Below are 24,868 nucleotides of genomic sequence, written 5' to 3'. Positions count from 1 at the left end.
CTTACCATCTGGATCGCGCAGGGCCGAAGCATTCAGGTCGTCGGAATCACCTCATTCGATGCGGACCGCGGATTCAGACGCGCATTACGTGTCGCGCCACGCTCGATCACCTCTTTGAGGGCCGCCAGAAACTCACGCGTCTCCTCTGCACTAATAAAGCGTGACAGCGATTGCTCCAGGACTTCATCGGTACGGAAACCCAGCAGTTCATAGACCGCATCATTGGCCGACAGGATCTTGCCCTCCAGGTCCGAGACGAAAATGGGGTCTGGCGCATTCTTAATCAAGCTATCGGCCAGCGCACGAGCCTTATCCAACTCACGCATATCGCGCAGGATACCAATCGCGCCAATTACTTTCCCATCTGGATCGCGCAGGGCCGAAGCATTCAGGGTCGTCGGGAATCACCTCACCCGAAGCGGACCGTGGATTCAGGCGCGCATTACGTGTCACGCCCCGCTCAATTACCTCGCGCAAAGCAGCCGTAAACTCACGTGTCTCCTCCGCACTAATAAAGCGCGACAGCGACTGTTCCAACACCTCATCATTCCTAAAGCCCAACAGTTCATAGACCGCATCATTGGCCGACAGAATCTTACCTTCCAGATCAGAAATAAAATGGGATCGGGCGCATTCTTAATAATGATATCAGCATCAAGTGAAGCAAGCGACTTACCACCTGGCTGTTGTGAGGTCGGAGTAGTCGAAGTAACATTATCGAGCATGAAGTCCTCCGCGCAATAACTAAAGCCTTGTATCAACAAGCCACGTCCGAACCACAACGCTCTGCCGCAGCCGTAGAGAGATAATTCAGCCGTTCATGGCAATTAGCATTGCCAAACGATATTGGAAAGTATAACAGAACTTTTTCCCAAAGTGCAAGAGCGGCCTACGCCATGAACTTCGCCCTGCGCCACGCGCCTGCACCCCATGCCGAGAGATCTACCACAACACCAAAATTACGCCCCCCGCAAAAAAGCCCAAAAAACTATTGACTTCTGCATATAGATGCGGTATTATACATCCCGTCAGAACAAGCCGGTGTGGCGGAACGGTATACGCGCTTGTCTCAAAAACAAGTCCCGCAAGGGTTGAGGGTTCGAATCTCTCCACGGCATAACCCCGCTTCTGGAGTCCATCGAGGTCTATCCCGTGCTCAAATCCCCTCCCAAAATCTACTGGTTTCCACGAAAATCCCTGGTCGTCTCCCCCTTTTCCTGTCAACTTTCCTGTCAGGATTCGGAACTTGAGACGTGCGTAAATTAAGGTAAGAAAACAGCCCGCTATCAGCTAGCAGACAGAAAAGCAGGCCATCACGAGAGAAGACTTTTTCTCGTGATGGCCTGCTTTCTACATATGACCCATTTATAACTCAGGCAAAATACAATCCATATGATAAGCTATCATCATGGATAAAGCTGATCATATACGCAGTATTGTTGTACCTGAGCGAGTTCGGCTGAGGGCCGAGCAATCAAGCTCCCAGACAAGACAGTGGCTTAAAGACCTCCCTAGTCTTATTGCCGAACTTGAGCAAGAATGGGAACTTAGCATTGGGCCAACCGCTTTCCGGAGGATCTTCGGCATACGTAGCGCCAGTAAAAACTGCAAGCGGAAATGCGGTCATAAAGATAGATATGCCGAGACCATACGGCTTTCAGCAAGAGATAGACACTATTATCCGTGCGAATGGCCACGGCTATGTTCGAGTGTTAAAGTTTGACTACGAGCGACGTGCCTTGCTTCTAGAGCCGCTCGGACTATCCATGCAAGATATTAAATTGGAGCCTAAGCAGGCAATACGATTGCTATGCAAAATACTTAGACAAGCATGGCTTGTACCATCTGGTGCGGATCAGACTATTAACGCCTTGGAGTACAAAGCGCAGACATTGGCTCAGCTCATAAGCGAGCTATGGGTCAAACTTGAACGGCCATGCTCTGAGAAAATTATCTCTCAGGCCTTGAGTTTGCGTGCGGCGCATGGATGCTTTTGACCGCGAACAATGCATAGTCGTACATGGAGACCCCCATCCAGCAAACGCACTTCAGGTACTTGCCCCACGTGCTGGAGCTGAGTCGGGCTATGTCTTTGTTGATCCAGAGGGCTTCCTCTGCGAGCCAGAATATGACCTTGGGGTGGTCATGCGGGACTGGAATGAGGAGTTGCTTGCAGCAGCCGATCCTCTTAGTTTAGCTCACGAATATTGCGAGCTACTCGCCAGGGAATCTGGCCTCGATGAAGCCACTATTTGGGAATGGAGCTTTATCGAGCGTGTATCAACTGGTTTATATATTTGCGCCTACGGCTCAAGCGAGCATGGCCAGCCATTTTTCAAACAGCACAACACTTGCTGGGATAGTGCGAGATCCATTATCTCTCCTTTGATTTCCTTATTGTAGTATCAATTTTTCTGGGTACGTTACAATACTATCTGCAACAGCTTTACCGTTTTTGATTGGCTACGCGGGAATAGTATGGTGATAATACTTGCAATTTACAAGTAAATTACTGCGACATTCCTTTTAAGGAGAAAAACGTGAGAAAATTAGTTGCTTCGATGCTCATGGCGATGGATGGTGTTGTTGAAAATCCACAGTGGACTTTTCAATTTAGAAGTGAAGAATCACAACAATATAAATTCGACGAGCTTTTTGCCAGCGATGCACTCCTACTGGGACGCAGAACCTATCAGGAACTTTCAGCCGCCTGGCCTGGTGCTACTAGTGCATATGGCGAAAGAATAAACAATATACCCAAGTATGTTCCAACCACAACGTTGCAGGAAGCTGAGTGGAATGCCACCCTTATCAAGAACAATGTTGTAGAGGAAGTAACCAGATTGAAACAGGAGTCTGGTCAGGATATATTGATATTTGGGAGCGTTGAGCTCATTCATTCGCTCATGCAAGAGGATCTCATTGATGAATACCGTCTCATGGTCTTCCCCATTGTCGTAGGAAACGGGAAGCGGCTTTTCCACGGTGAGAGCCAGCAAAAGGGATTCAAGCTTGTTCAATCGCAACCATTCGGCTCTGGTGTCGTGGTCCTCACATACGAGCCACATCGCAAATAAAGAGGAGGTGAGGGTCCTACCTTATATTTGTGCATTCCCTGTTTGGCGCGAGTTCTCGCAGTATCGATGAGCACCGCGAGCTTACAATGCCCAGGCGTATCATCCAGTTCATGCAGGTGATACAATGAGCATCAGAGACAAAAGGAATGGAAGACAGAAACGCCAGGGAGTCATTGAGGCAGCAACAGAGCATATTATTGCTCCCATAAAGAACGCTACCAGGTAAGGAGAAAAGATCCGGTGCCTCCTTCTGTACACACAACGATACCACTTGAGTCAAAGGCGATACGCCAGCACATTCGCGCGCTGATTCGCCTGCAGTATCGCCTGCATCCACAATATAAATGGAGCCAAAGCATCCTACTATCAGGCCGCAGCAAACTGGCTCACGAAAGCGCGTACAGCCTATCACCTATTAGGACAAGATGACACATGGCACGCCTACCTCGCGGATCTGATAGAAGGGCATCAATACAAGTCGAAATTATTGCCACTCTTGATGGCATTCGCATGAATGGCATGGTCAAAAGGTTTGTCAATAAAGTGAAGTGGATCAAGCGCAGCTCGTATGGACAAGCTGGATTTCTACTGCTGCAACACCCTATGCTGCTTCATCCCTCTCACAGAGATGCTTCTTGCAAAGATCAGATGCGAGATGCCTCTTGAAATTGCCTTTCGCAAAGCAAAAAGAGAGGATGAGGTCATCTTTCCGAAGAGGTGTAAGACGGTGATGAAGAAGAAAGAGAGCGGTTTTCGCTACTTAGAACGGTATCAAGAAGGCCAGCATAGAGCAGTATGGGATGAGTTAGTTCAACTGGGCCCGGCAGTCTTTGATGATCAGCTCCACGCAGAAGCATTGGCAGTTACACGAGCGATGATGAGGCGTGTACGGGTGAATATTGAAACGCTGATTGCAAAATTACTTCAATGCGGATTTGTCTTTGGGTATGACGTTCGCCTGCACGAGCAACTAGTCCATTCATTAACTTCACCTCAAAACCGGAGGCAGTATCAAGAGATGAGGGACTGGGTCCATGAACAACCTCCTGTTTTCTTGCCGGCGAAACAGCGAGAAGAGGAGATTGCTGAAACTGAACAGTTTCTTGCACAGGACCCCTCGCTCGCAATATTTGTAGATGTGGGCGAATTAGAGCAGGAAAAAAGGCGCTTACAGCAAACAACATGCTCTATCGATATATTGGAGCAAATTGTGGGGCCAGTGCCTCTTGCCGTACGGGCATGGTTCGAGGAGGTTGAAGCGGTGAATTTCTTTGGGTATCATCCACAATGGAGCAAGCTGGTCCCTTCTTTTCATGAAATGCCTTCGTGGAAGCACATAGTCTCTGATTCTTATTTGATGTCTTCCTGCGATCCTTTCCAGATCTGTGCATTGAATGAGCAAAAAATCGCATCTTTAAAAGAAAAGTATCTATTAAATAAGGCCTGTAGTTTTGAATTTGCTCCAGATCGGTACTTTAAAGATTACTGTGGTGGGAGCAGCACACCCTATACATTCGGTTGATCCTTGCGTCGCCAGGCGTTGGTCTACCAGGGATGCATCATCGACTGATCCTTTCAATCTATGATAGAGAATGAGAGTTTGGCTATGAGCACACATCGAAAAAGAGGAAAAGGCGAGCGAGCAATGCTATCAGCATACTTTTTTCCTGGTGCCGATCTTCTCGGCAACATATACTGAGGAAGCGTTGTATTGAATGATACGCTGGTCTCAGTCACAAGCTAGCAGTCACAAATACGAAAGAAAAGGAAGTTCCCTAATATATGAAATGTATCGTCCGTGATGTTCATCTCTTCTACGAAACCTATGGAACAGGTACTCCCATCATTTTCTTGCATGGGTTTTCCAGTGACCACCGCCAGATGGAAGGCTGCATGGAACCTCTGTTTACCCAACAGCACGGATGGCAGCGGATCTATCTCGATCTGCCCGGTATGGGGCAGACACCTGGCAGCTCGTCTATCCAGGGGACCGATGACATCCTCGATGTGGTCGTCGATTTTATCGATGCAGTCATCCCTGAACAACCGTTTCTTCTGGTGGGAGATTCGTATGGTGGATACCTGAGCCAGGGGGTGACCTTACAAGATCACGAACTCTTAGCGTACGGTTGGTTCAGCCTCGAATCGCTTCAATTAATGCAAGATAAGCTCCGGCTCCCAATCCTGTTAGGGCATGCTCAAGAGCTGCTTACATCTCTTCCACTCGCCGCAGACAGATAAGAAGACAGGCGAAGTCAACTATTGCCTGGCTCAAGAGTAGATCAACAACAGACACCTAAAAAGTATTACGAGGACAAAGGCTACAAGCCCCAAGATGTTGCCTTTGCTATTATTGGTGCTGGACTAGCTAATGCTATTGCTTTGGTTGCTCTCACTACCCCGTTTACCCTCTGGAACACGATTGTTAGTATCATTATCCTTTGCATCCTTCAAGCCTATGCTCCCGCTCTTGACTCCAGTCGTCGTCTCAACCGCGCTTACGCTGCTACTTGGTCCATTTCCTTCCTCGTACAGCCGCCTGAGGGGTTTTTATTTCTCCGCTTTTCGGCAACCTACGGCAATTATTGAATCTCAACATTTTAGCACTTCAAATCCCTAGTAAAAAGTTACACAGTTTGGAGAGTTATCAGAATAGTTTCCATAAAAAATTGTCTATAGACTGTTAATCTCGCCTGGCATGCTAAAGAACAGCAAGACATTAATTCGTGTTTAACTATTACACCTTCCTTTTCTCTGCCGAAATGCTGCGTCCCTCTTTGTGGCTGCACTTTCCCAGCATAAAGCAAGTATAGGCAGACAGAAATACCCTGCATATGAGACAGTAAACAAGAAACCTGTAATTTCTCTCACTTTGAGCGCCGAAACACTAAGGAACGATGTGATATATTGAAAGAAAAGATGGTAATGTAGGCAGCACGGCCTACTTAATTTTCCCACCACCATCGGCCCACAGAACCACAGTAATGCACTTATTTTGGTTATGATATACTGATTGAGATCAATCGATCATAGCGGCCGGTTCGGCATTGTAAAGCGAGCCTTTGATTATGAGCATGGTAAAGAATCTTCCAGCCCTCTGTTTTCAATGCGATAAATCTTTGTGCGGCCGCAAGGGCCTCTTCTGGGGTGGAGAAGCCGACATTTTCATCTTTTTCGAAGTAGATACCTGAGACATCTCTAAATTGCACGCCTGCTAACCATCCTTTATGCCATGTCTCTATCAGCTGGATATACACTTTATTAAAGTTGACCAGGGTCGCTCGCTTCGCCTGATAGAGTTGTCCCTCACTGATCTGCTTTTGCCACACAAAGTCTATCTTATTGATGAGTAAGGGCAGTTTTGCTGTCATAAGTGCCTCACCATAGTGTCTTATAAAGATGTTATCTTCCGGGCCAAGCTGTTTGAGTTGTTGAACGAGGTTGCGCACATGTTCTTCCTCTTTGCAGAATACAAGCAGCGTTTTCAAGGCATGCTCGGGCGTGAGAAAAAGTTGATCAACAGCCGGTTCAAATATCACGCTACGCGCACCCGAAAAATGTAAGACGGATTGCCAGCCCTGGCCATAGCTATGGCCCAATTTTAGAGTAGCCTCAATCCCTACCACTTGCCTGCGTTCCCACGATCGGTAGACGGCCTCGGTCTGTGTGAGATGGTACAGAGTAAAAATGGTTCCATCCACCTCCAAAAGGTCAGGCGAAAAATAATTCTCTGGATCAACATCTACAGATCTGGGTGGCACATAAGAAAAGGTTTGCAGATCTTGCTTGCGCTCACGCATGGCCTCCAATACTTTACGTACATTGTGTTCATCAGCAAGAAATTCTTCAGTTGCTTGAAGAGCAATCTCTGGAATAGGGAAGAGTGTGCGTGCAGCAAGCTTGAGCTGGATGCGAAAACGGCCATTCAGGCGTAGACCTCCCCACCAGCCTTTATCAGGAACATGCTCAAGAAAGAGATCAGCCTTGATATCTCCAAGAGTACGTGGCTCGGGCGCCTGGTACAAAATATAATCTTTGCCACCAGAAAGCTGGATAAAGGCACAACCATTAATGTAGAGGCGAAGCTGCTCGCCGTCCTTGTTTTCCTGTTTGTTATCCATGCCAATAAATACAACTCACTTCTTACTTTAATGCATATATATTTATTATACCTGCAATAAACGCCTTTATACAATGTTGTTTTTGGAAATACTTTTCGTATCCAGATAACAAACTTTAACTTACATATTCTGTCTAAGGTGCATAACAGGCATTCTCTGACACGCATCTGTATGTTCGAGCTAAGCTGGCTCTTTTATGACTACGATTTCTCCTTGCCGCTTGATTATAGCTGTATGTTCTTCATGAGCTGATGAGAGATACCGTTGATGAACTCGCGAGCTGCACGTGAGATCGAGCCGACGCGGCGATAAACGAGGGCAAAGATAAACTCTTCTGGTAAGTCGGTGATCGGGAGCAGTAGCAGGTCATTGCCAACCTGTGACGAGCGTATTAAGGCGGGAAGTGTCAGGGTCACACCGATACCCTGCCTGACCATCTCTTTGAGTCCCTCAACCGATTCGATCTCAACCAGGGGCTGTATTGATAGCCCACGCTGGGCAAAGATGCGCTTGGTGATCTGTCCCATGCGGGAGGTCTGGTCCAGCAGGAGGAGCTGTTCACTGGTGATGTGTTCCAATGTGACGGCTGGCACATTCATGCGGGCCAGTTGATGTTGTGAGGAAACGAGCAGGTGGAGCGGCTGGCGAAAGAGCTCTTTGACGATCAGCAGTTCTGATTGCAGATGTGGATCGAGAACCAGCCCTAGCTCTATCTCTCCCTGCTCTACCATGCTGATCAATTCGTCGGTATGGTTGACACGTACTTTCAAGCGCACCTGCGGGTAATGCTGATGAAACGCGGCAAAGAAGGTGGGCAAAAAAGCGCTTGCCAGCGATTCAACGCAGCCAAGGCGAATTGTGCCGCGCTGCCCACTGTGTAATTCGGTTAACCATTGCTGACCCTCCTGCAACTGTTCCATGGCGTTTCTGACGTAGAGCGCAAACTCCTGGCCCTCGGGCGTCAACACGACGCGTTTCTTGTGGCGCGTAAAAAGCTCGACCTCTAGCTCTCCTTCCAGTGCCGCGATCTGGCGGCTCAAGGCGGATTGCGCGACGAGGCAGAGTTCAGCGGCTTTACGAAAGTTTTGTGTTTGCGCCGCCGCCAGGAAATAGGTGAGTTGATGAAATTCCATCCTGCTCCTCTTCGTGGGTTGATCTCACTGTGAGATCAACAATATATCAAATAAGTGTTGGACGTATCAACTACTCTCCCCTATACTTTGTGTATGAGCATTCTAGCGCAAACCCTTCAAGGAAGAAGGAACGAGAGCCATACTCGTCAGAGTTAAGCAGGCTCATGAAAAGAGAGGAATATTTAATGACAGCTGATTCATCGAATACAAGTGATATTCAGAAAGCGCAGGTACAGGCTTACTTTAGTCGTACAGCGGCTAACTATGTCACCAGTTCGTCTCATCGCACGGGTAGTGATCTGCAACGTTTAATTGAGCTCGGCGAATGGGATGCTGCTCTGCACGCGATCGATATCGCTACGGGCGGGGGCCATACCGCCTTAGCAATCGCTCCGCATGTTGCACAAATCACTGTGACTGATCTCACGCCAGCCATGCTCGAACAAGCTAAAGCCTTTCTTACCGGGCAAGGGGTAACCAATGCTCAATATCGTATCGCCGACGCCGAACAGCTTCCTTTCGCTGACAATTCATTTGATCGCGCAACCTGTCGTATTGCGCCCCACCACTTCCCCAATGTATCTCAAGCGGTGAACGAGATTGCCCGCGTACTCAAAACACACGGTCTCTTTCTCCTCATCGACAGTTGCGCCCCGGCTGATCCAGAATTAAATGCCTTTCTCAATGGCATAGAAAAATGGCGTGACAACTCGCATATCTGTTCTTACACCCAGGAACAATGGCAAACCTTCTTTCAGGAAGCGGATCTGGAAATTGAGCGTGCTGAGATGTTTCGGCGTACCCACAACTATAGAGAGTGGACAACGCGCTCGCAATTGTCCGCAGAAGAAACTAGTCAACTTGAAGCGCACATCTTATCGCGTTCTCAGTCAGTGCAAAGCTATTTTGAGATCGTCAAAAACGAGGCAGGACAGCTCATCAGCTTTTCAGCAGATTATATCTTGCTAAAAGGACGCAAAAAGTAGCCCTATAAAAGATAGAGAGCCTGTAACATATAGTGCAATACTATAAGGTATGGGCTCTCTATGGTGTCTTCAGAGAAGATTGCTATGTTCTTCTCTGAATGATAAGGCATCTATTCATGCCCATCTCCATAATCTCCCTGCCACAACCTCCTCATCTCTTCGTTGGTCGCGAGCAACTCGTCCAATGTCCCTTCTGCGTCGACCCTACCATCCTTGAGGACTATGATGTGATCGGCACGTTGCAAGGGGGCACGTCGATGCGTAACGACCAGGCAAGTGACATCTGCGCGCTCAAAGATGCGTTCCCAGAGGGCCTGTTCGGTCTCGACATCCAGCGCGCTGGACAGGTCGTCGATCACCAGCAACTCGGCGCCCCGCACCAACATGCGCGCCGCCGCCGTGCGTTGTACCTGCCCTCCTGAGAGCTTGACGCCACGCGTGCCCACGGACGTCTCCAAGCCGACCTTCAACTCCTGTACGTCATGTTCCATAACGGCACCCCGCACGGCGACGGCCAGGGCCGCAGGGTCGTCGGGTAGCCCCAGCAGGATGTTCTGCTTCAGCGTCTCGCTGAACAGGCGCGGCACCTGGGCTGTATACGCCGCATGGGGCGGCACCAGGAAGGATGCCACGTCATCCACAATGTGGCCGTTCCACTGAATCTTGCCCGCCTCCTGGGGCAGCAAGCCCAGGAAGGTCTGCAGGAGCGTTGTCTTGCCCGCGCCGACGCGCCCCGTCACCACCGTCAGGGTACCACGCGACAGGCACAGGTCCACCGAATCAATGCCACGTCCCGATTGCGGGTGGCGATAGGTCAGCCCGCGCACCTCTAAGAGAGTCAACCGGTCGGTCGCGCTACGCGCTGGAGGGGGCACCGTGGGTAGAGGTCCGCGCAGATGCAGCGGGATGTGTTCCACCAGCGCGGTTGGTGGTGCATCCCCCAACAAGACACCCATACGTGTGAAAGCGACGCCAGTTTGTTTGTAATGGGCCAGGAACTGGCCGACCCCGGAGGTAAAGTCGGCGATGAAACCCAGATACAAGACAAACATGGCAAAGTCACCCACCGTCAGGCTTCCGTTACCCAACCGACCGGCGGCCAGCAGCATAATCAGCGCGGTACCCACACTCACCGTATTGGACGTGATGGCATTCAGGGCCTGGGTCGCCACACGATCGACCAGCATAGCTTTACGGCGCTGCTCGTTCAGCCGTCGGAAGCGCGCCATGATGCGCTCTTCGGCGCCCGCGGCCTGCATGGTTTGCGCCGCCGCCAGGATATCGCCGATAGCTCCGGTGACCTGGCTGGTGGCCTCACTACTGGCTTCACGGCAACGGCCCAACGCCGTGCTCGCCCGCCGCGCTACCAGCGCCACGATCACGAGGGCAGGATGGTAATCAGCGTCATGCGGACATCGATCTGCAGGAGCATCAGGAATGCCACCACGGCAAACAGGCCCTGGCCCGTAATCTCATCGCTCCAATCTATGCAATCCTCAGCCTGATAGGCATCGTCGCGAAAGCGGCTGATAGTCTCACCCACAGAGTAGGGCAGGGCATAGGCGCCCGGCCGCTGCAGGACAAGCCGCAGCAAATTGCGACGCAACAGTCCACTCATGGTGAAACGCATGGTGATCTCGACAAAGCCGGCAGTGAGCCACAGGACCACACGACTTGCTGCGAGCACTACCAGCAATAGAATTAGTCCTGTCGTGTCCATGGGCACGTGCGCCTGGCCGGTAAGCGTATCGAAGAAGGCACGGGCGATCAGCCCGACCAGGAGTATCAACACGTTACCCATTCCCCACAACAACGCGTGGGACAGGTAGAGCCACGGCTTATAGCGAACCATTTTTACCAGGTAGCGCCAGGTTGGGAGTTGCTTCATAGGGTCACCTCCTCAGTAGCGACCCGCAGCAACCCGGCAAAGCGCGAGTTGGGATCGGCAGCCAGGGCAAACCGCGATCCATACTCGCGCACCTGCCCGTCCTCCATGACCAGTATGTCGTCGGCATAGGCAATCGTGTCCAGCCGGTGCGCCACAATGATGCCGGTACGGCCATCGAGCAACCGGCCCAGCGCCGTTTGCACCAGTCGATCTGTGGCCGGGTCCAGGCGCGAGGACGCCTCGTCCAGAATCACCAGGTCGGGATCGCGCAACAAGATGCGCGCGCAGGCCAGCACCTGTGCCTGCCCGGCTGAGAGTCCAGCACCACCGGGCAAAAGTGGGGTGTCCAGCCCACACGGCAGTTCTCGTAACCAGGCGACCAGACCCAGCGTTTCTAGCACCGCCATAATGCGCTCATCCGGCACGCCGTCATCGAACAGTGTCAGATTATCGCGTACGCTGGCATGAAAGATGTTCACCTCCTGGGTAACCAGACCGATGCGCGCACGCACCTGCGCGAGATTCGCCTCACGCAGGTCCACGCCCCCAGGCGTACGGCGCCCACCTGAGGATCGTAGAAGCGCAGCAGGAGCCGCGTCAGCGTCGTCTTACCGCTGCCAGTGCGTCCCACCACACCCAGCACGCGGCCCGGCGCAAGCGACACGCGGACATCACGCAGAACCGGAACATCCTCTGCATAGCCGAATGAGACGCCATCCCACTCCACCGCCAGCGGACCGGATGGCAGTGCGACACCGGGACCATCGACCACGCGCGGAACCGTATTCAATAGCGCCTCGATACGCGCTATACTGGCGTCCGCCTGCTGTAGATCCTGCATTTCATTGCGGATCTGCTCAGTCGGCTGGCGCAGCATCTCGGTACACTGAAAGATCAGGTAGACCATGCCGAGGGTTAGCGCTCCAGACCTGAACAGCATAGCCCCCAGGGCAAAGGCGGCCGCCGTGCCGAGTGCGAACAGCCCCTGACTAGTGGCGACCATGCTGTAACCCCACATCTGCGCCTTGCGCGTCACGGCCAGCCACGACCGCATCATCTCAGCACAGCGACGCAGCACAAATGCCCCGGCCCCACTGGACTTGATATCCTGCAGCCCGGCCAGATATTCACCCAGGAAACCATAAAAATCGGCGCTGGCCTGGCGATCCGCGGCCCAGGAAGGGGTTGCAAGTGCACGGATACGCAGCATGGCGATCAAGGCCAGCACGACAAAAGCGCTCATGGCCAGCCCTACACGCCAATCCACATGATAGAGCAAGCCAAGTACACCCAACAGCAAGATCGCGTTGCCGAGCACATAGACCACAAACCGTGAGAAGAAGCGAGCCAGCGTGGCCACGTCACCGTCCACGCGCTCAATCAACTCGCCCGGCGTATGGGCCGCATGAAACGAGGCATCCAGCCGTAGCAGATGAGCGACAAGGTCAGCACGCAACGCATTGGTGGCTGCCCAGCTCACATTCTCGGCCACATAGGTTTCGGCGACCGCCAGACCCTGTCCCGCCAGGGCCAGTCCCATGGTTAGCAGCGCCAGAATAATCAGATAGTTCATAGCCCCACCAGAGGTAGCCTGGTCGATAAAGTAGCCCGCCAGTAGCGGCGTGCTTACCTGAACACAGATGGTGGAGAAAAGGATCACAGCCAGCAGGCACATCCACACCCACTGAGGGCGCAAATAGTGAGCCAACAGTCGCCAGTAGCGGTTCAATGGCTGGAAGAGATTAGTGGTCAGTAAGCGCCAATAGCGTTTAAACTGAACATGCATAAAACTATTTTTTCCTTTCGGGAAAGAGCACACATGTGTATTTTGAAACATGAGCGCACACGGCATGCGTATGCAGCACATTCTCTGCTCAAAAAGAAGAGAGGATGATAGCCCACGATGAAGTAAGGCTATGGGTGGTGGAGAGCTGTAGTGTTGAACGGGAAAGAATTTGCCGCCATTCGTGCTAAACAGGCAGGCAAAAATAGCCCTGAGAGGCCAAGTGGACTGGTTATGAAGGGCGAAAAAGAAGCCTACAGAAGAATACTTACCTGTAGTCTATCTACGAAAGGATATGGCCGTACTTAATAGCAGCGTAATCATAGCGATGATCCGCATAAAAACGACCTTGCTCAGTGGTAGACACAGCTCACTTAGCTTAACAACACCTTAGCTGTGAATAAGTGCATGATAAATGATACCTCCGCAAATAAGATAAATGAATAATAAATTATCCCTGCCCGAAAGTCAAGCCCTGACATGAAACGCCACTCAAAATCCATCCGCTCGAATAAAACTGTTTGCTGCAAGGAACCATATTACTTTGCATCGGTGGAGAGAGATTTGCTTAAAGCTTTATCGCTGCCATGAATAGACAGAGATAAATGGCCCATTTACGTAAACCATTAATACTAAAAGCGATATTATCACAAGCTCTTATGCGATTATAATACTGTATGGCTCATGAGTATTTCTGTGTTATATATTTATTAAATTCAATGTTTATTATGGAGGCTTAAATGCCTGAACCACCTGGGCAAAAAGTTTTTCGTTCACCTTATCCATCTGGTCAGCTATCGCAACATCCTGGTCAGTCTTCACATGGACAGCAGCCGATAGGGGGGAACCATCCTAATCCAGGTATAGGGACGAATAACAATCAACTCGCTGGCACACCACAGCCAAAAATGCCATCACCGTATATGACCAAACCATTATCAGGTGCGCAGTACGGTGTACAGAATCCTCCTATCCAGAATAATGGGTATGCGTCAGGAACGGCATTTCCACCACAGCTCCCCAGCAATATACACGCCAACCAGAACAGGGGATTGCCACCAGATGTAGCTTCTCGCGCGAAAAAGAGAAGATTGATCCACAGGGTCCGCAATAGATATCAGCGACTCTCACTGCCTGGAAAAATCATGGCGCTTGTACTGATTTTTGTTATTTTGCTCCCATCCCTTTTAGGGGTGCTTGAGGCAATCAATGGAGTCATACTTTACAGTCAGGTAAGAAGTGGCGTCGGCCATTTACAAGCGGTCCAGGCTATTTTTAGCGGTGGTGCTAAAGGGGATTACTCAAAATATTTTGATCCTGATAAGCTTAAGCAGGCTCAGGCCGAGATTACTGCTGCGCATAGTGATTTTGCCACGCTGAGTGACGAATTTGATCATGATGGCTCGATTGGCTTTGCCAGTTCATTGCTGCCAACGCAGATCCATGCAGCCCGCTCACTGACACATATTGCCACAGATGCCACCATAGTAGGGGAAAAACTTATTTCGACTGCGCTTCAACATTCTCCCTCGATAGTGCAAACACTGCGCGCCAGTGCCGCGGATAAAGACACGGCCCACCCCAAGCCCTATGTCACCCAGGAAGTGTTTACAGCCCTTAATCAAGATCTGGATACGCTCTTACCAGTTTTTCAGGATATGAGCAACTACGCGCAAGGCGTATCCCTTGATGGTTTGCCACTCAGCGCAAGTCAAAGCCATATGATTTCATCACTGTTACCGTTGCTGCCAACCGTCACGACCCTCCTTGAGCAGGGGCCGGGCGTACGCGATGCACTTGGTTGGTTGATTGGTGTCGATCAGCCGCGCACATTTCTCCTGGAACCAATGGACAGCGCCGAGCTACGTTCTACCGGCGGCTTCACAGGACAATTTGGTGAGCTGACCTTCAATGGTGGTCATATGGCCAAACTTCAAATGAAGAATATTGGGGCCTACGAAGAAGATCATTCCAATAATCACGGTGGCTCTCCACCGATTGACAGGGCACTATATAACAAGGTCACACAGCAGAACGCGCCACCTCCATATAATGCCTGGTGGCCGATCGCCAATTTTGGTGTGCGTGACGCCACCGTCTCCGCCGATTTTCCGACCACCGCCAAAGTCATTATGCAGTATTATCAAGGTGAGTTCGGTACACATCTGAGCGGTGTGATCCTATTTACGCCACCCTTAATCAAACAAGTTTTACATGTCACAGGACCGATCACCATTCCTCAATATGGGGAAACAGTGACCGAGCAAAATCTTGAAGCCAAATTGCATTATTACCAATTGGATAATAAGGGCATCTATCGCGAGCAAATGATTGAGCATATACCTGACGCTGAACTCGCGCGTAAAGCCTTTACACAGCACGTCACGCAATCACTGATGGCGACCGTTATGCATCTACCGCTTACGCAGTTAGCTCCCATGGGTGCTCAAATGTTACAGGCAATGAAGACAAAAGACCTTCAAGTGTATGTGGATAATCCACAACTTGAAGACCTGGTTGCTAAATATGGCTCCACGGTATCGATGGATCGTTCAAACTCGCATGATGGCCTGTACGTTGTGCAGGAAAATTTGAGTGCCAACAAGGCGTCGCAGTATGTCTCAACCTCAATCAAGGATACGGTCACGCTGGATCAGCAAGGCAATGCCACCCACGCTCTAACGATGGTGCTGGATTATCAAAATCCGAAAAACGATACTGTCTACGGACCTAATACATATCGTGACTATATGCGTGTGTATGTACCCAAAGATAGTACACTGGTCAGTGGAAATGGTTTCTCACAACTGAGTCAGGGAGCATATTGTGGATTACCGTCAGAAGGTTTCCCGGCTTGCCAGCAGAATGTCTACGGCGATGGATCGCCGCTCGTCTGTAGCTCCTCAACGGTTGGGATTGATGATGCAACATTTTATTTATCTGGTCTGGGGGTAAATCCTGCTGCCGAGCTATACCCAATTGGAGGTCCTACCAACACAACGAGAAGCGACGAAGCAGGGCGTGCGATGTTTGGGGGCTGGGTGGTTATCCCACCCAATTGTAAAATGACGGTAACACTTTCGTGGACAGTACCTGCCTTGAGCCAGGGTGGTTATAATCTGATGTTCCAGCCCCAGGCCAGTGTCAACCCACAGGTGGATCTAACCGTGAAATCTACAGCATGTAGTTCTGGCGACGCACATTTCACTGGTACTATGAATGGCCAGGATACTATGTTCAGTCTGAAACAACAGGGGGCAAGTTGTTCTCTGCAGCATAAATAATGACTATGCCTCAAAACGGCAATCATGGCCCATATCGTATATGGGCCTCGTACTCAAGCCGGGGAACATAGTTCCCTGGCCCCCAACTAAAATGGCTACATATTTTTAATAACTGAGCAATAGCGCGCTTATTGCTTTATAATGAATGGCGTCGACTAAAATATTTTGAGCGTCATGGAGCTGTGCAATGCTAAAGGGTAGTGCAGTACACAAAAAGAGGTCAATCCTCTACTCCTTATTTCTGCTTAGTTGCATTTGTCTATTAAGCAGCTGTTCTCCATCTTTAAACGTATCTTCCAATAATAGTTCTTCCAATAGTAATTCTACAGGTGATAGTAGTCACGCTATAGTAAAAGCAACCCCAACACCTGATCCGATAAAAGATCAGGCTCAACTCATACTAAATAAAATGAGCCAGAATGACAAATTGGCCCAGATGATAATGGTTGAATTTATAGGTAGTGACTATACGGCCAGTGGGCTCCAACAAATGGTAGCCCAACAGCATGTAGGTAGTTTTTTATATCAGGATAGTGATCAGAATTTTACCTGGCCCAACAACACGCTGGATGCCATACATGCGTTTTCTGCCAAGGCCACAGCCGATGCGCCCATCCCCCCACTGATTGCTCTCGATCAGGAGGGTGGAACCGTTAGTAAAACATCCACCTTTTTCGGACCAACGCCTTCAGCGGAACAGTTAACGCAGTCAGGTGATCCAAATACAGCTTATAATCAAGCTAAAACAGATGTCTCACAACTTAAACAAATGGGTGTGAATACAAATCTGGCGCCTGTCGTCGATGTTGGCCCTGACACAACTATATACGGACCCCGTATATTTAGTGATAATCCTGACACGGTAGCAACCTATGCGGGTGCATTCATTAAGGGTCTACAAGACAATGGGATACCCGGAACACTGAAACATTTCCCTGGCCTTGGATCTTCCGATGGTGTAGATCCTCACGTTGGATTGCCGTCTGTTACAAAAAGTATAGATGATTTGAAGAAGGTCGATTTTCTGCCATATCAGAAAATCATCCAACAGGATAACCCAGCCATGGTTATGACCACAGATGTGGCAAATCAGGCGCTAGATCCCAATGTGCCGGCTGAGCTTTCTCCTAAAGTTATCAGTTATTTGCGCCATACACTTAATTTCAATGGTGTCATTATTACCGATGGACTATATATGGAGGGCTTATACAACGGTATTGCCCGACCGACGATCAACTCTCCCAGGTATGTGTAAAAGCAATCGTAGCAGGTAATGATATGATCGAAGGTCCATCTACACCCGCTCAAATTAGCGCTATAGAAGCGGCTCTGAATTCCGCCATCCAGGATGGCTCATTATCACAGTCACAGGTCGATCAATCAGTGATGCGCATCTTAATGATGAAGATAAAATATGGAATTATCAAACAGGCTGCCCCCCAAAACCTGGGCCAGGCCCTAAAGTAAAACAAAAAAGAAGCCCCAGGCCGCATTTATAGCGGCCTGGGGCTTCTTTTTTGTTTTACTCATTTCTACATTATTTATGGGAGGTGTGTCGATCCCGTGCGGGCGTGCGCTGACGCGCCCGCACTTGTTTTATAGTGTGTACTGTAGAAAATGTGCGCTGCACATTTTCTACAGTACACACTATAAAACATCATGAAACACAACACAATCACTAAAACAATCCTCTCTTATGGGGTGCAACACAATCACTAAAACAATCCTCTCTTATGGGGTGCAACACAATCACTAAAACAATCCTCTCTTATGGGGTGCAACACAATCACTAAAATAATCTTTTCTTATGGGATGCAAAAAGTGTGCAGAGCACACTTTTTGCATCCCATAAGAAAACAGGTGCGGGCGCGCCAGCGCACGCCCGCACGGCTGCAAGAAAAGTGGAGGGTCTCTCATTCGCAAGATGAGAGACCCTCCACTTTCCCTTTCTAATTCTAGAAGGCTAAAGTTTCTAGATAGAGGTCGGGTCACACACCGGTTGGCAACCACTGCTCGTTAGATCCACCAGTGTGGGAATATTGAATAATAGTGCCACCATTATCCTGCGACCAGAGATTGTCATTTAAGAGTTTGCCACTATTTTTATTAACGATGTCGTAGTAGCCACTATCTGTTGGTACTAATTGCCAGAGCTGATCGTCAACGCCGGTGTAGTTTTGCAACACAGCGGCTGCTCCATCGCTAGTGGAGGCCCCATCGATATCGAGTGCTAAACCGTTGGCATCACAGGTAATCTTGTAGTAGCCGCCACCAACAGAGGTAAAGGTCCAATGCTGATTGGAGCCACCATTGTCCGCCCACTGTTCCTGATGGGTACCCGCACCACCAGCGCTAGTATCATCCAGCACAAGATTACTGAAGCGATTGGACAGTTTGTAATGACCATCGGGTATAGGCTGTGACCCGGTAGGGGTCGAGGTCGCGGTTGGTGTTCCCGCGGGCGTGGTTGCTGTCGCGGTCGGTGTGCCGGACCCGCCAGATTGCGTATCGCCATAGACAAAACCGTTGCCAGTAAAGCCTACATAGACACGTCCTGGAATGTTCATATCACCATTAACCACATTGATTACATCATAGATGCCGAGAGGGTTGGCCGAGACCAGATCCCAGGTGACACCTTTGTCGCTAGAACGCCAGACACCCCACTGATCATTGATTTTAGCATTCGCATAGACGGTTGGATAAGAAGATCCGGGCAGCGGGGCACCAAAGCCAAAGGAATGTGATTCCTGGACGGCGCTGATTTTTGTCCAGGTATCGCCTTTATCTTCGGTATAGGCAAGCCCTCCCTGTGCGGTACTGGCCCAGACGCTACCAGCATGACCAGGAACCGCGTGGATCTGGCTGAAGACCCAGGCATCACTACCACCAGCCGGAGCACCGGCGGCCTTTTCCCAGGTCTGACCACTATTGCTTGAGCGATAGAAGGCTCCACTAGAGCTATAGATGTAGAAGGTCCCATCTACCTTATCGGAAGCCAGTAGCTTCAATTGACTGAGATAATACTGAACGTGTAAGCCTGTTACCCCATTGAAAGAGGTGAGCTCATGCCAGCTGGCGCCACGATCGGTCGAAACATAGGGATTGCGACCATAGGTTGGCAGCCAGACAATATTATTAGTATCAGTCGCCGAGACCGCGATATCGCCAGCAAAACGGTCATTGGAAGTGCTTGTCGCACTGAAAGGAGTCCAGGTCTGACCGCCATCGGTCGAATAGCCGCTATAATCCGGATTAATGAAACGATGATCAGAGATCGTAGCCACCAGGAACTGCGGATTGTTGCCACTATAATCCAGATCCCAGCCACTGGAAAACTTGTCATTCACCAGCTCTTTTTGTGGATACTGATCAGGATTCGCATGATAGAAGCCCTGGCGATCCCAGTTAGTGTTGACGGGTTGACCACCTGGCGGAGCAACAATATCGGTCGAGACCATCTCCTCGATCCCTTTACTCACAAAGTTCCAGGTAATCGTCGAGCCGCTAAGGCCATCAGCACGCCAGACACCAGTGCCCTGACCAAACCAGAGACGATCTGGAACCTGGGGATCGAAGATGATATTACCCACACTCAGCCAGTTCCCTTCATCCGTATTCGTAATCCAGGGGATATCGGCTGAGGCCAGAGAAACATTGAGGGTATCCCAGCTAGCACCCCCGTTGGTCGTGCGCCAGAGGTGTCCACCGCTGACCGGACTTGTCCCAACGATTATGCGTTGTGGATTAAAGGGATCAACGCTCACCGTCAGGTAGTTAGGATTACCACTTGGACTGACATCCTTCCAGGTATTGGTAGAAGGAGTATAGCGTTGCAGGTGACCATCGGTGACAGAAAAGTAAGCATTGCCATCGCTACCTACATCCGCAGCCTCGATCTCACTAGTGGTAGGATAGATATTGGTCCAGGAGTCACCACCATCTTTAGACTCATAGATACCGGAACCAGTAACGCCAGCATAGATAATATTCGTGCGACCATTGGTGGTACCACTGGTAGGATCAAAGACCACAAATTTGATGCCAGCCGGGCTGTTATCGCCCTGAGTATAGACGACGGGAACCATACTGCTAGAGATCTGAGACCAGGTATTGCCACCATCGGTTGTGCGCCAGAGTCCCATATTGCGCGACCCGAAGTAGACAACATTCTCGTTATTTGGGTCGATGGCCAGACGCTCACTCTCCTGGCGGTTATCCGAATTGCCAGAAATTTTCCAGCGCTGACCGTTATCGGTCCAGGTGCGACCCTGGTCGGTGCTCTTGAGGATACGGCCAGCCGGGGTATCAGTCGTGAAATTGTAGGTGATGCCGACCGCCGCGTACACAAGCTGGTTATTGGTCTTGCTAACCGCGACACTCTCCACATTATAGTCTGAAGGGGTCGGGTTGGGGACAGCACCAGCTACAAAAAGCTGGGTCCAGGTCTGTGTTGACTCATTCCATCGATATAAACCGCCAACATCAGCACGACCGTACAAAAGGCCAGGGGTTGTGGGCTGCGCGACAATACCCGTGATCCAACCACCGCCACCAATCTTGAGCTGGTTCCAGTTATAGCTCTGGGAGATATCAGCGGCATGAGCATTCTGATTAGATGCTCTGAAAGTAAAGAAAATGGAACACACTACTAAAAGTAGAGTTGCAAGCACTCCAAATAAGCGGGGCTTTGCACGTCCTTTGTGCATAATCAAATCCTCCTTAATATGATGTGGATACATGTTGGATACAATCCGTTTCTGCTACATTGCGTCCATTGCAGTAAGCAAATGAAGATTGCTTTGTAACACTTACATGTGAGAAAATCCTGTTAGTAACATCACCTCCTTTAATATCAAAGGAAAAGAAATAGGATAATTTCACAATAGGGAGAAAAATAAACTTAATTATTTTTCTTACATATGTTAATATAAGTATACGGAGGGGGAATATACCTGTCAAGCACTTGTATGGCATTAGGACATTTGGTACTAATCTTCCATGGTCAAGCTTAAATCGAGAAGAAAAAGGAGTGAATAGTGAGCTTATCAAGAGGATATATGGCTATTCTAGAGTAGCAACTAGACTAATTTCCAAGTATATACATGAGAATAAATAGTACTAGAAGTCGTATATATTAACATAACACCGAGAATATTTTTTTCAGGAAGTTGCAAGCGAGGAAACGAAGGAGAGATAATAGTGACACCGCGACACCTGCGAGCCGACACACGTGTAGAGGAACTCTGCAAGAGCTTACGTAAGTTGGCCTTTGAAAAAGGTCCTGGCGCACAGCTACCAACTGTAAGCACACTATGTAAAGATTTAGCGGTCTCCAGTGTAACTTTAAGAGATGCATTAGACCTCTTAGAAACTGAGCAGATCCTGTATCGTAAACGAAGTCTGGGGATCTTTGTTTCACCCAATATTTATCGAAAATCCATCCATGTTTTATTTGCGGCAGATAAATTGATTTCAGAGCTACTCTCTCCCTTCTGGGCCTTATTATGGCTACATCTTGAGCAAGAGGCGCAGCGGAGAGAGGGTTTTAAAAATGAAAGATACACCTTCCAGCTTGTGACGCAGATACCAGATATGGAAAATTCATTGCCAGAAGAGATCATACATATGTTGCAAAAAAAGCGGGTGGATGGAATATTAGCGATAGGCCTGCATACAGTAGGGATAGGCAAGGAAACAGAGCCAGCCATCCCATGTATTACATTTGCGGGTGGTGGAGATTGGCTGGTTATCATGGATACGGCAGAAGCAGGACGCCTGGCAGCAGGAGAACTGATACGACAGGGTTGTAAGAGACTGGCCTGCTGGCTGCCAAATATAGCCTACTTTAGCACTCCCGGGTGGAATGTTGGAGAGATACCACATCTTGAGATGGAGAATATGGCGGCCTTTACAAATTTTCGTCAGACTCTGCTTGAGCAAAAGATGACTTACTATCCTGAATTCATGCGGCAACCGCACCTTCCAATGTCCATGAAGGCTCTATCAGCGCAAGAGCAGGGATATCTCTTAGCAAAAGAAGTATTTGGAGAACAGAACAAACACAGACCAGATGGTTTATTTATTGCGGATGATTTAATTGCGGATGGGGCACTGGCGGCGTTGGAAGAATTAGGGATTCGTGTAGGTAAGGACATCAAGGTTGTCGCACAGAGAAATACTGGCTCACCCATCTTGTTCGGTCACCTACGAAAACTAACAGCGCTAGAGTTCAACCCGGTCGACATTACGCAAGCCATGTTCTCAATGCTTGATACGCTCATGAGCGGCCATAACTCGCCAGAAGCCATTACATGGATACGGCCTCATCTAAGCTAGAGATCACACCACTTGAACGTGGCACCAAAAAGGATACACGAGCATTGCAACCAATGCGCAGAGCACATTGGTTGCAATGAAAAAAGGTTCACTATGTGATGATTAGTAATGGTGTTTTCTTTTCGGCGGCTGGTTTCCTTGCGTGCCTCCTGTATTGTTCTGCCCACCATTGGCATTCTGGTTACCTGTACCTTGCGTACAAGCAGTGCTAGCTGGTGTTGTGCCCGCGACTGGTGTCGCGCCCGCTGCTGGTGTCGCGCCCACGACTGGTGTTGTACCCACTGCTGGTGTCGCACCCGCTACTGGTGTTGCAACTGGCGTTGTGCCCGCCGCTGGCGTGGTAGTATTACAGGCTGCGGCAACAGTACCTAATGTTGCCGTCCCGGTCGTGCCATTCGCGGCAACGGAACCACAGCCAACCACCATGTTGTTCTGGGCAGGATCAGTTACCGTGAAGAACCAGTTGTTAGGTATGGCTTGCACCCCCTGCAAGTTGTTTATCACAGCATTAGCCATGTTTTGACTATTGCCATCGGTATTTTCTTGCTGCGTAAAGATAGCCGTACCCATACAACTGTTTGTCACCACATTCACATTAATGGATTGGTTGGGATGATTTGGATAGGTGATATTCAATGCCACTGGTGCATTGCCGGCGGCCGTATCCAGATTAATAGTTGCCCCTCCTGTTGCGACCTGCTGGACACCTCCGGCACCGTTGCCTGTATTGCCGTTACCATTTCCTCCATTCGCCGGGAGTGGTTTTGCCGTAATGGTCGCCGCTGTTACAACACCATTACCATCTGTGGTAAGCGCGACTGGATTCTGAATGTTCAATGCACCAACGCAGTTGAGTCCTCCAGCACCCAGCGTCGTATTCAAACGATTGGCAAGGAAGGTAAACAGACTATTGGCTGTCGCACCGCCATCGGGTGATGGCACATTCTGGAATGTCTGCATATCCAGGTTCAAACGAGGTAGCGCCACATTGACGATATTCTGACAATAGGTGGTTGTGCTGGCATCGTTAAGGGTGGCAGCTGGATTCTGGTCAACACCCACACGATAAGCATTGATCTTATTCAGGTTGGGTTGGCCATTCACAAGTACAAAATCATCCATGGACGGGATCAAGGCGATAGGAGCTTGCTGATCAGCGGCTGCCTCCATCTCGTCCGTTGCCATTGTGGCTGTTGGGGTAGCCGGGTTTACCTGATCAGGGATGGTAAATGGCGTGCAACCAAGGGCAGGATCAATAATCTTGGAGACCAGGGCATTATCGCTGGGATTTCCAAGTGTCGTGGAGCCCTGTAACTGGGCCTGATTGGCCGCATTGAGCTGGGCTGTCTGACCATTGGCCGTGGCAAGATACTGTGTCTGCACATTGTCGCTTTGGTCCATATCGACAATACCGAAATCACGGGTTGAGGGACATGTCATGCCGTCTTTGGCCGTACCGAGCGCGGGAATGGTAATCTTTCCTGCCGCGACCAGCTGATTAGCAACCCTGAAAAAGTTGACGGCATTACAATAACCAAACTGTCCAAAGGGCGAATTCCCGAGACCATTCACACAGTTTCCAGCGTTCATGCCCCGTCCGCCAACACGCATTCTAACTTTTTGTGCGGCATTTTGGGCCTGCGCAGGGGTTTGTTGCTGCGCCTGAGCAGCGGCCGCATTATTGTTTTGCGCGGCGGCAGTCGTGTTTTGTGTCGCAGCATTATTGTTTTGTGTGGCGGCCTGCGCATTTTTTTGCAGCGTCAGGACTGTACCGTTGTCGCCAAACCAGATACCAACAACTGCTCCTGCTGGTAACTGAGGTACGACCGGGGCGACCGCTGGTTGCGTACCCTGGTCGACGACCAGTGGCTCATAAGCAGACATCTTGCCAGTCTGGGGGTCCAGAATGACTGCCTGCACAAAGGCGGACTGATTGACATTAGCTTCGTGGCAGGCTCCTTGTGCAGGATCAGTAGCCGCGAGTTGATAAGGGGTCGCGAGTCCCTGGGCTGTTAATGGATTAGCCGGGATCATCAGGGTGCAATTCATATTAACCGGCGCGGCCGCATGTGATCCCAGGCGAGGGATGATGACAAATACGCCGACGCCAATCAGCATGACAACGGCTGTTACAGCAAGGCCAATCAGCATCAGAGGCGAAAAACGCCGTTGCCTGCGCATATGCGCGGAATTTCTTAACATCTTTGCTGGATCACGTGGTTTTGTCAACATATATGTTATGAACCTCTTTCAAGAC

At 49.9% G+C, this 24,868-nt stretch carries 19 protein-coding genes, 1 tRNA gene and 1 pseudogene; 12 read left to right on the top strand and 9 right to left on the bottom strand.

From position 1 onward, the window contains the following. Nucleotides 1-32: 32 nt before the first annotated feature. A complete protein-coding gene (locus tag EL645_RS42835; RefSeq protein ID WP_246035421.1) occupies nucleotides 33-326 on the bottom strand; it encodes a PAS domain-containing protein in 294 nt (97 codons plus the stop codon). After that, on the bottom strand, nucleotides 319-561 hold the full coding sequence (locus EL645_RS42830) for a hypothetical protein (protein ID WP_371865687.1): 243 nt from the start codon (nucleotides 559-561) through the stop codon (nucleotides 319-321). Before EL645_RS42830 ends, EL645_RS42835 begins: the two co-directional genes overlap by 8 nt. Before the next feature lie 476 nt (nucleotides 562-1,037). Between EL645_RS42830 and EL645_RS20615 the strand changes: the two genes are divergently transcribed. The 7 genes from EL645_RS20615 (at nucleotide 1,038) to EL645_RS20580 (ending at nucleotide 5,666) form a co-directional block, all read left to right on the top strand. Continuing rightward, nucleotides 1,038-1,117 (top strand) — tRNA-Leu (locus tag EL645_RS20615). Nucleotides 1,118-1,520: 403 nt separating this feature from the next. Further along, on the top strand, nucleotides 1,521-1,997 hold the full coding sequence (locus EL645_RS45590; RefSeq protein WP_126552251.1) for an aminoglycoside phosphotransferase family protein: 477 nt from the start codon (nucleotides 1,521-1,523) through the stop codon (nucleotides 1,995-1,997). Then, a complete protein-coding gene (locus EL645_RS20605; protein ID WP_126552250.1) occupies nucleotides 1,984-2,403 on the top strand; it encodes a protein kinase family protein in 420 nt (139 codons plus the stop codon). Before EL645_RS45590 ends, EL645_RS20605 begins: the two co-directional genes overlap by 14 nt. Nucleotides 2,404-2,540: 137 nt before the next feature. After that, nucleotides 2,541-3,077 carry a dihydrofolate reductase family protein gene (locus EL645_RS20600; protein WP_126552249.1) on the top strand — a complete coding sequence of 179 codons (537 nt, stop codon included), beginning with the start codon at nucleotides 2,541-2,543 and terminating at the stop codon, nucleotides 3,075-3,077. Nucleotides 3,078-3,732: 655 nt separating this feature from the next. Further along, complete coding sequence (locus tag EL645_RS20590; RefSeq protein ID WP_126552247.1) at nucleotides 3,733-4,599, top strand: hypothetical protein; 867 nt, start codon at nucleotides 3,733-3,735, stop codon at nucleotides 4,597-4,599. 260 nt (nucleotides 4,600-4,859) lie between these two features. After that, nucleotides 4,860-5,318, top strand: a complete 459-nt coding sequence (locus EL645_RS20585) for an alpha/beta fold hydrolase (RefSeq protein WP_126552246.1) — start codon at nucleotides 4,860-4,862, stop codon at nucleotides 5,316-5,318. Between the two features lie 21 nt (nucleotides 5,319-5,339). After that, nucleotides 5,340-5,666, top strand: a complete 327-nt coding sequence (locus tag EL645_RS20580; protein WP_126552245.1) for a hypothetical protein — start codon at nucleotides 5,340-5,342, stop codon at nucleotides 5,664-5,666. A gap of 410 nt (nucleotides 5,667-6,076) precedes the next feature. Here the strand turns inward: EL645_RS20580 and EL645_RS20575 are convergent, their stop codons facing one another. Continuing rightward, complete coding sequence (locus tag EL645_RS20575) at nucleotides 6,077-7,198, bottom strand: hypothetical protein (RefSeq protein ID WP_126552244.1); 1,122 nt, start codon at nucleotides 7,196-7,198, stop codon at nucleotides 6,077-6,079. 224 nt (nucleotides 7,199-7,422) lie between these two features. Continuing rightward, a complete protein-coding gene (locus EL645_RS20570; RefSeq protein ID WP_126552243.1) occupies nucleotides 7,423-8,331 on the bottom strand; it encodes a LysR family transcriptional regulator in 909 nt (302 codons plus the stop codon). A gap of 185 nt (nucleotides 8,332-8,516) precedes the next feature. Between EL645_RS20570 and EL645_RS20565 the strand changes: the two genes are divergently transcribed. Beyond that, nucleotides 8,517-9,317, top strand: a complete 801-nt coding sequence (locus EL645_RS20565; protein ID WP_161977536.1) for a class I SAM-dependent methyltransferase — start codon at nucleotides 8,517-8,519, stop codon at nucleotides 9,315-9,317. 110 nt (nucleotides 9,318-9,427) lie between these two features. Here the strand turns inward: EL645_RS20565 and EL645_RS20560 are convergent, their stop codons facing one another. The 3 genes and pseudogenes from EL645_RS20560 to EL645_RS20555 form a co-directional block, all read right to left on the bottom strand. Beyond that, nucleotides 9,428-10,693: an ATP-binding cassette domain-containing protein gene (locus EL645_RS20560; RefSeq protein WP_246035569.1), complete on the bottom strand. Its 1,266-nt coding sequence runs from the start codon at nucleotides 10,691-10,693 to the stop codon at nucleotides 9,428-9,430. A 2-nt stretch (nucleotides 10,694-10,695) separates the two neighbouring features. Further along, a complete protein-coding gene (locus tag EL645_RS42825) occupies nucleotides 10,696-11,205 on the bottom strand; it encodes a hypothetical protein (RefSeq protein WP_246035420.1) in 510 nt (169 codons plus the stop codon). Then, nucleotides 11,202-12,880, bottom strand: a pseudogene (locus tag EL645_RS20555) (ABC transporter ATP-binding protein). Before EL645_RS20555 ends, EL645_RS42825 begins: the two are co-directional and overlap by 4 nt. An 848-nt stretch (nucleotides 12,881-13,728) precedes the next feature. Between EL645_RS20555 and EL645_RS20550 the strand changes: the two are divergent. From EL645_RS20550 to EL645_RS20540, 3 genes are all read left to right on the top strand, one after another. Further along, nucleotides 13,729-16,272, top strand: coding sequence for a DUF4012 domain-containing protein (locus tag EL645_RS20550; protein WP_126552241.1), 2,544 nt, complete (start codon nucleotides 13,729-13,731; stop codon nucleotides 16,270-16,272). A gap of 427 nt (nucleotides 16,273-16,699) precedes the next feature. Further along, nucleotides 16,700-17,527 carry a glycoside hydrolase family 3 N-terminal domain-containing protein gene (locus EL645_RS20545; RefSeq protein WP_161977535.1) on the top strand — a complete coding sequence of 276 codons (828 nt, stop codon included), beginning with the start codon at nucleotides 16,700-16,702 and terminating at the stop codon, nucleotides 17,525-17,527. Between the two features lie 23 nt (nucleotides 17,528-17,550). Next, nucleotides 17,551-17,739 carry a hypothetical protein gene (locus EL645_RS20540; RefSeq protein ID WP_246035419.1) on the top strand — a complete coding sequence of 63 codons (189 nt, stop codon included), beginning with the start codon at nucleotides 17,551-17,553 and terminating at the stop codon, nucleotides 17,737-17,739. Between the two features lie 521 nt (nucleotides 17,740-18,260). Here the strand turns inward: EL645_RS20540 and EL645_RS20535 are convergent. Continuing rightward, on the bottom strand, nucleotides 18,261-20,981 hold the full coding sequence (locus EL645_RS20535) for an RICIN domain-containing protein (RefSeq protein ID WP_161977534.1): 2,721 nt from the start codon (nucleotides 20,979-20,981) through the stop codon (nucleotides 18,261-18,263). 493 nt (nucleotides 20,982-21,474) lie between these two features. Between EL645_RS20535 and EL645_RS20530 the strand changes: the two genes are divergently transcribed. Beyond that, entirely contained in the window at nucleotides 21,475-22,611 is a 1,137-nt protein-coding gene (locus EL645_RS20530; protein WP_126552237.1) for a substrate-binding domain-containing protein, read from the top strand. 102 nt (nucleotides 22,612-22,713) lie between these two features. On the opposite strand, the gene EL645_RS20525 is transcribed toward EL645_RS20530, so the two are convergent. Further along, nucleotides 22,714-24,843, bottom strand: coding sequence for a hypothetical protein (locus EL645_RS20525; protein WP_126552236.1), 2,130 nt, complete (start codon nucleotides 24,841-24,843; stop codon nucleotides 22,714-22,716). Between the last annotated feature and the right edge of the window lie 25 nt (nucleotides 24,844-24,868).

The organism is Dictyobacter kobayashii, assembly GCF_003967555.1.
Lineage (GTDB): Bacteria > Chloroflexota > Ktedonobacteria > Ktedonobacterales > Ktedonobacteraceae > Dictyobacter > Dictyobacter kobayashii.
The sequence above is the reverse complement of the archived record's forward strand: the minus strand, read 5'-3'. Positions and strand labels throughout refer to the sequence as shown.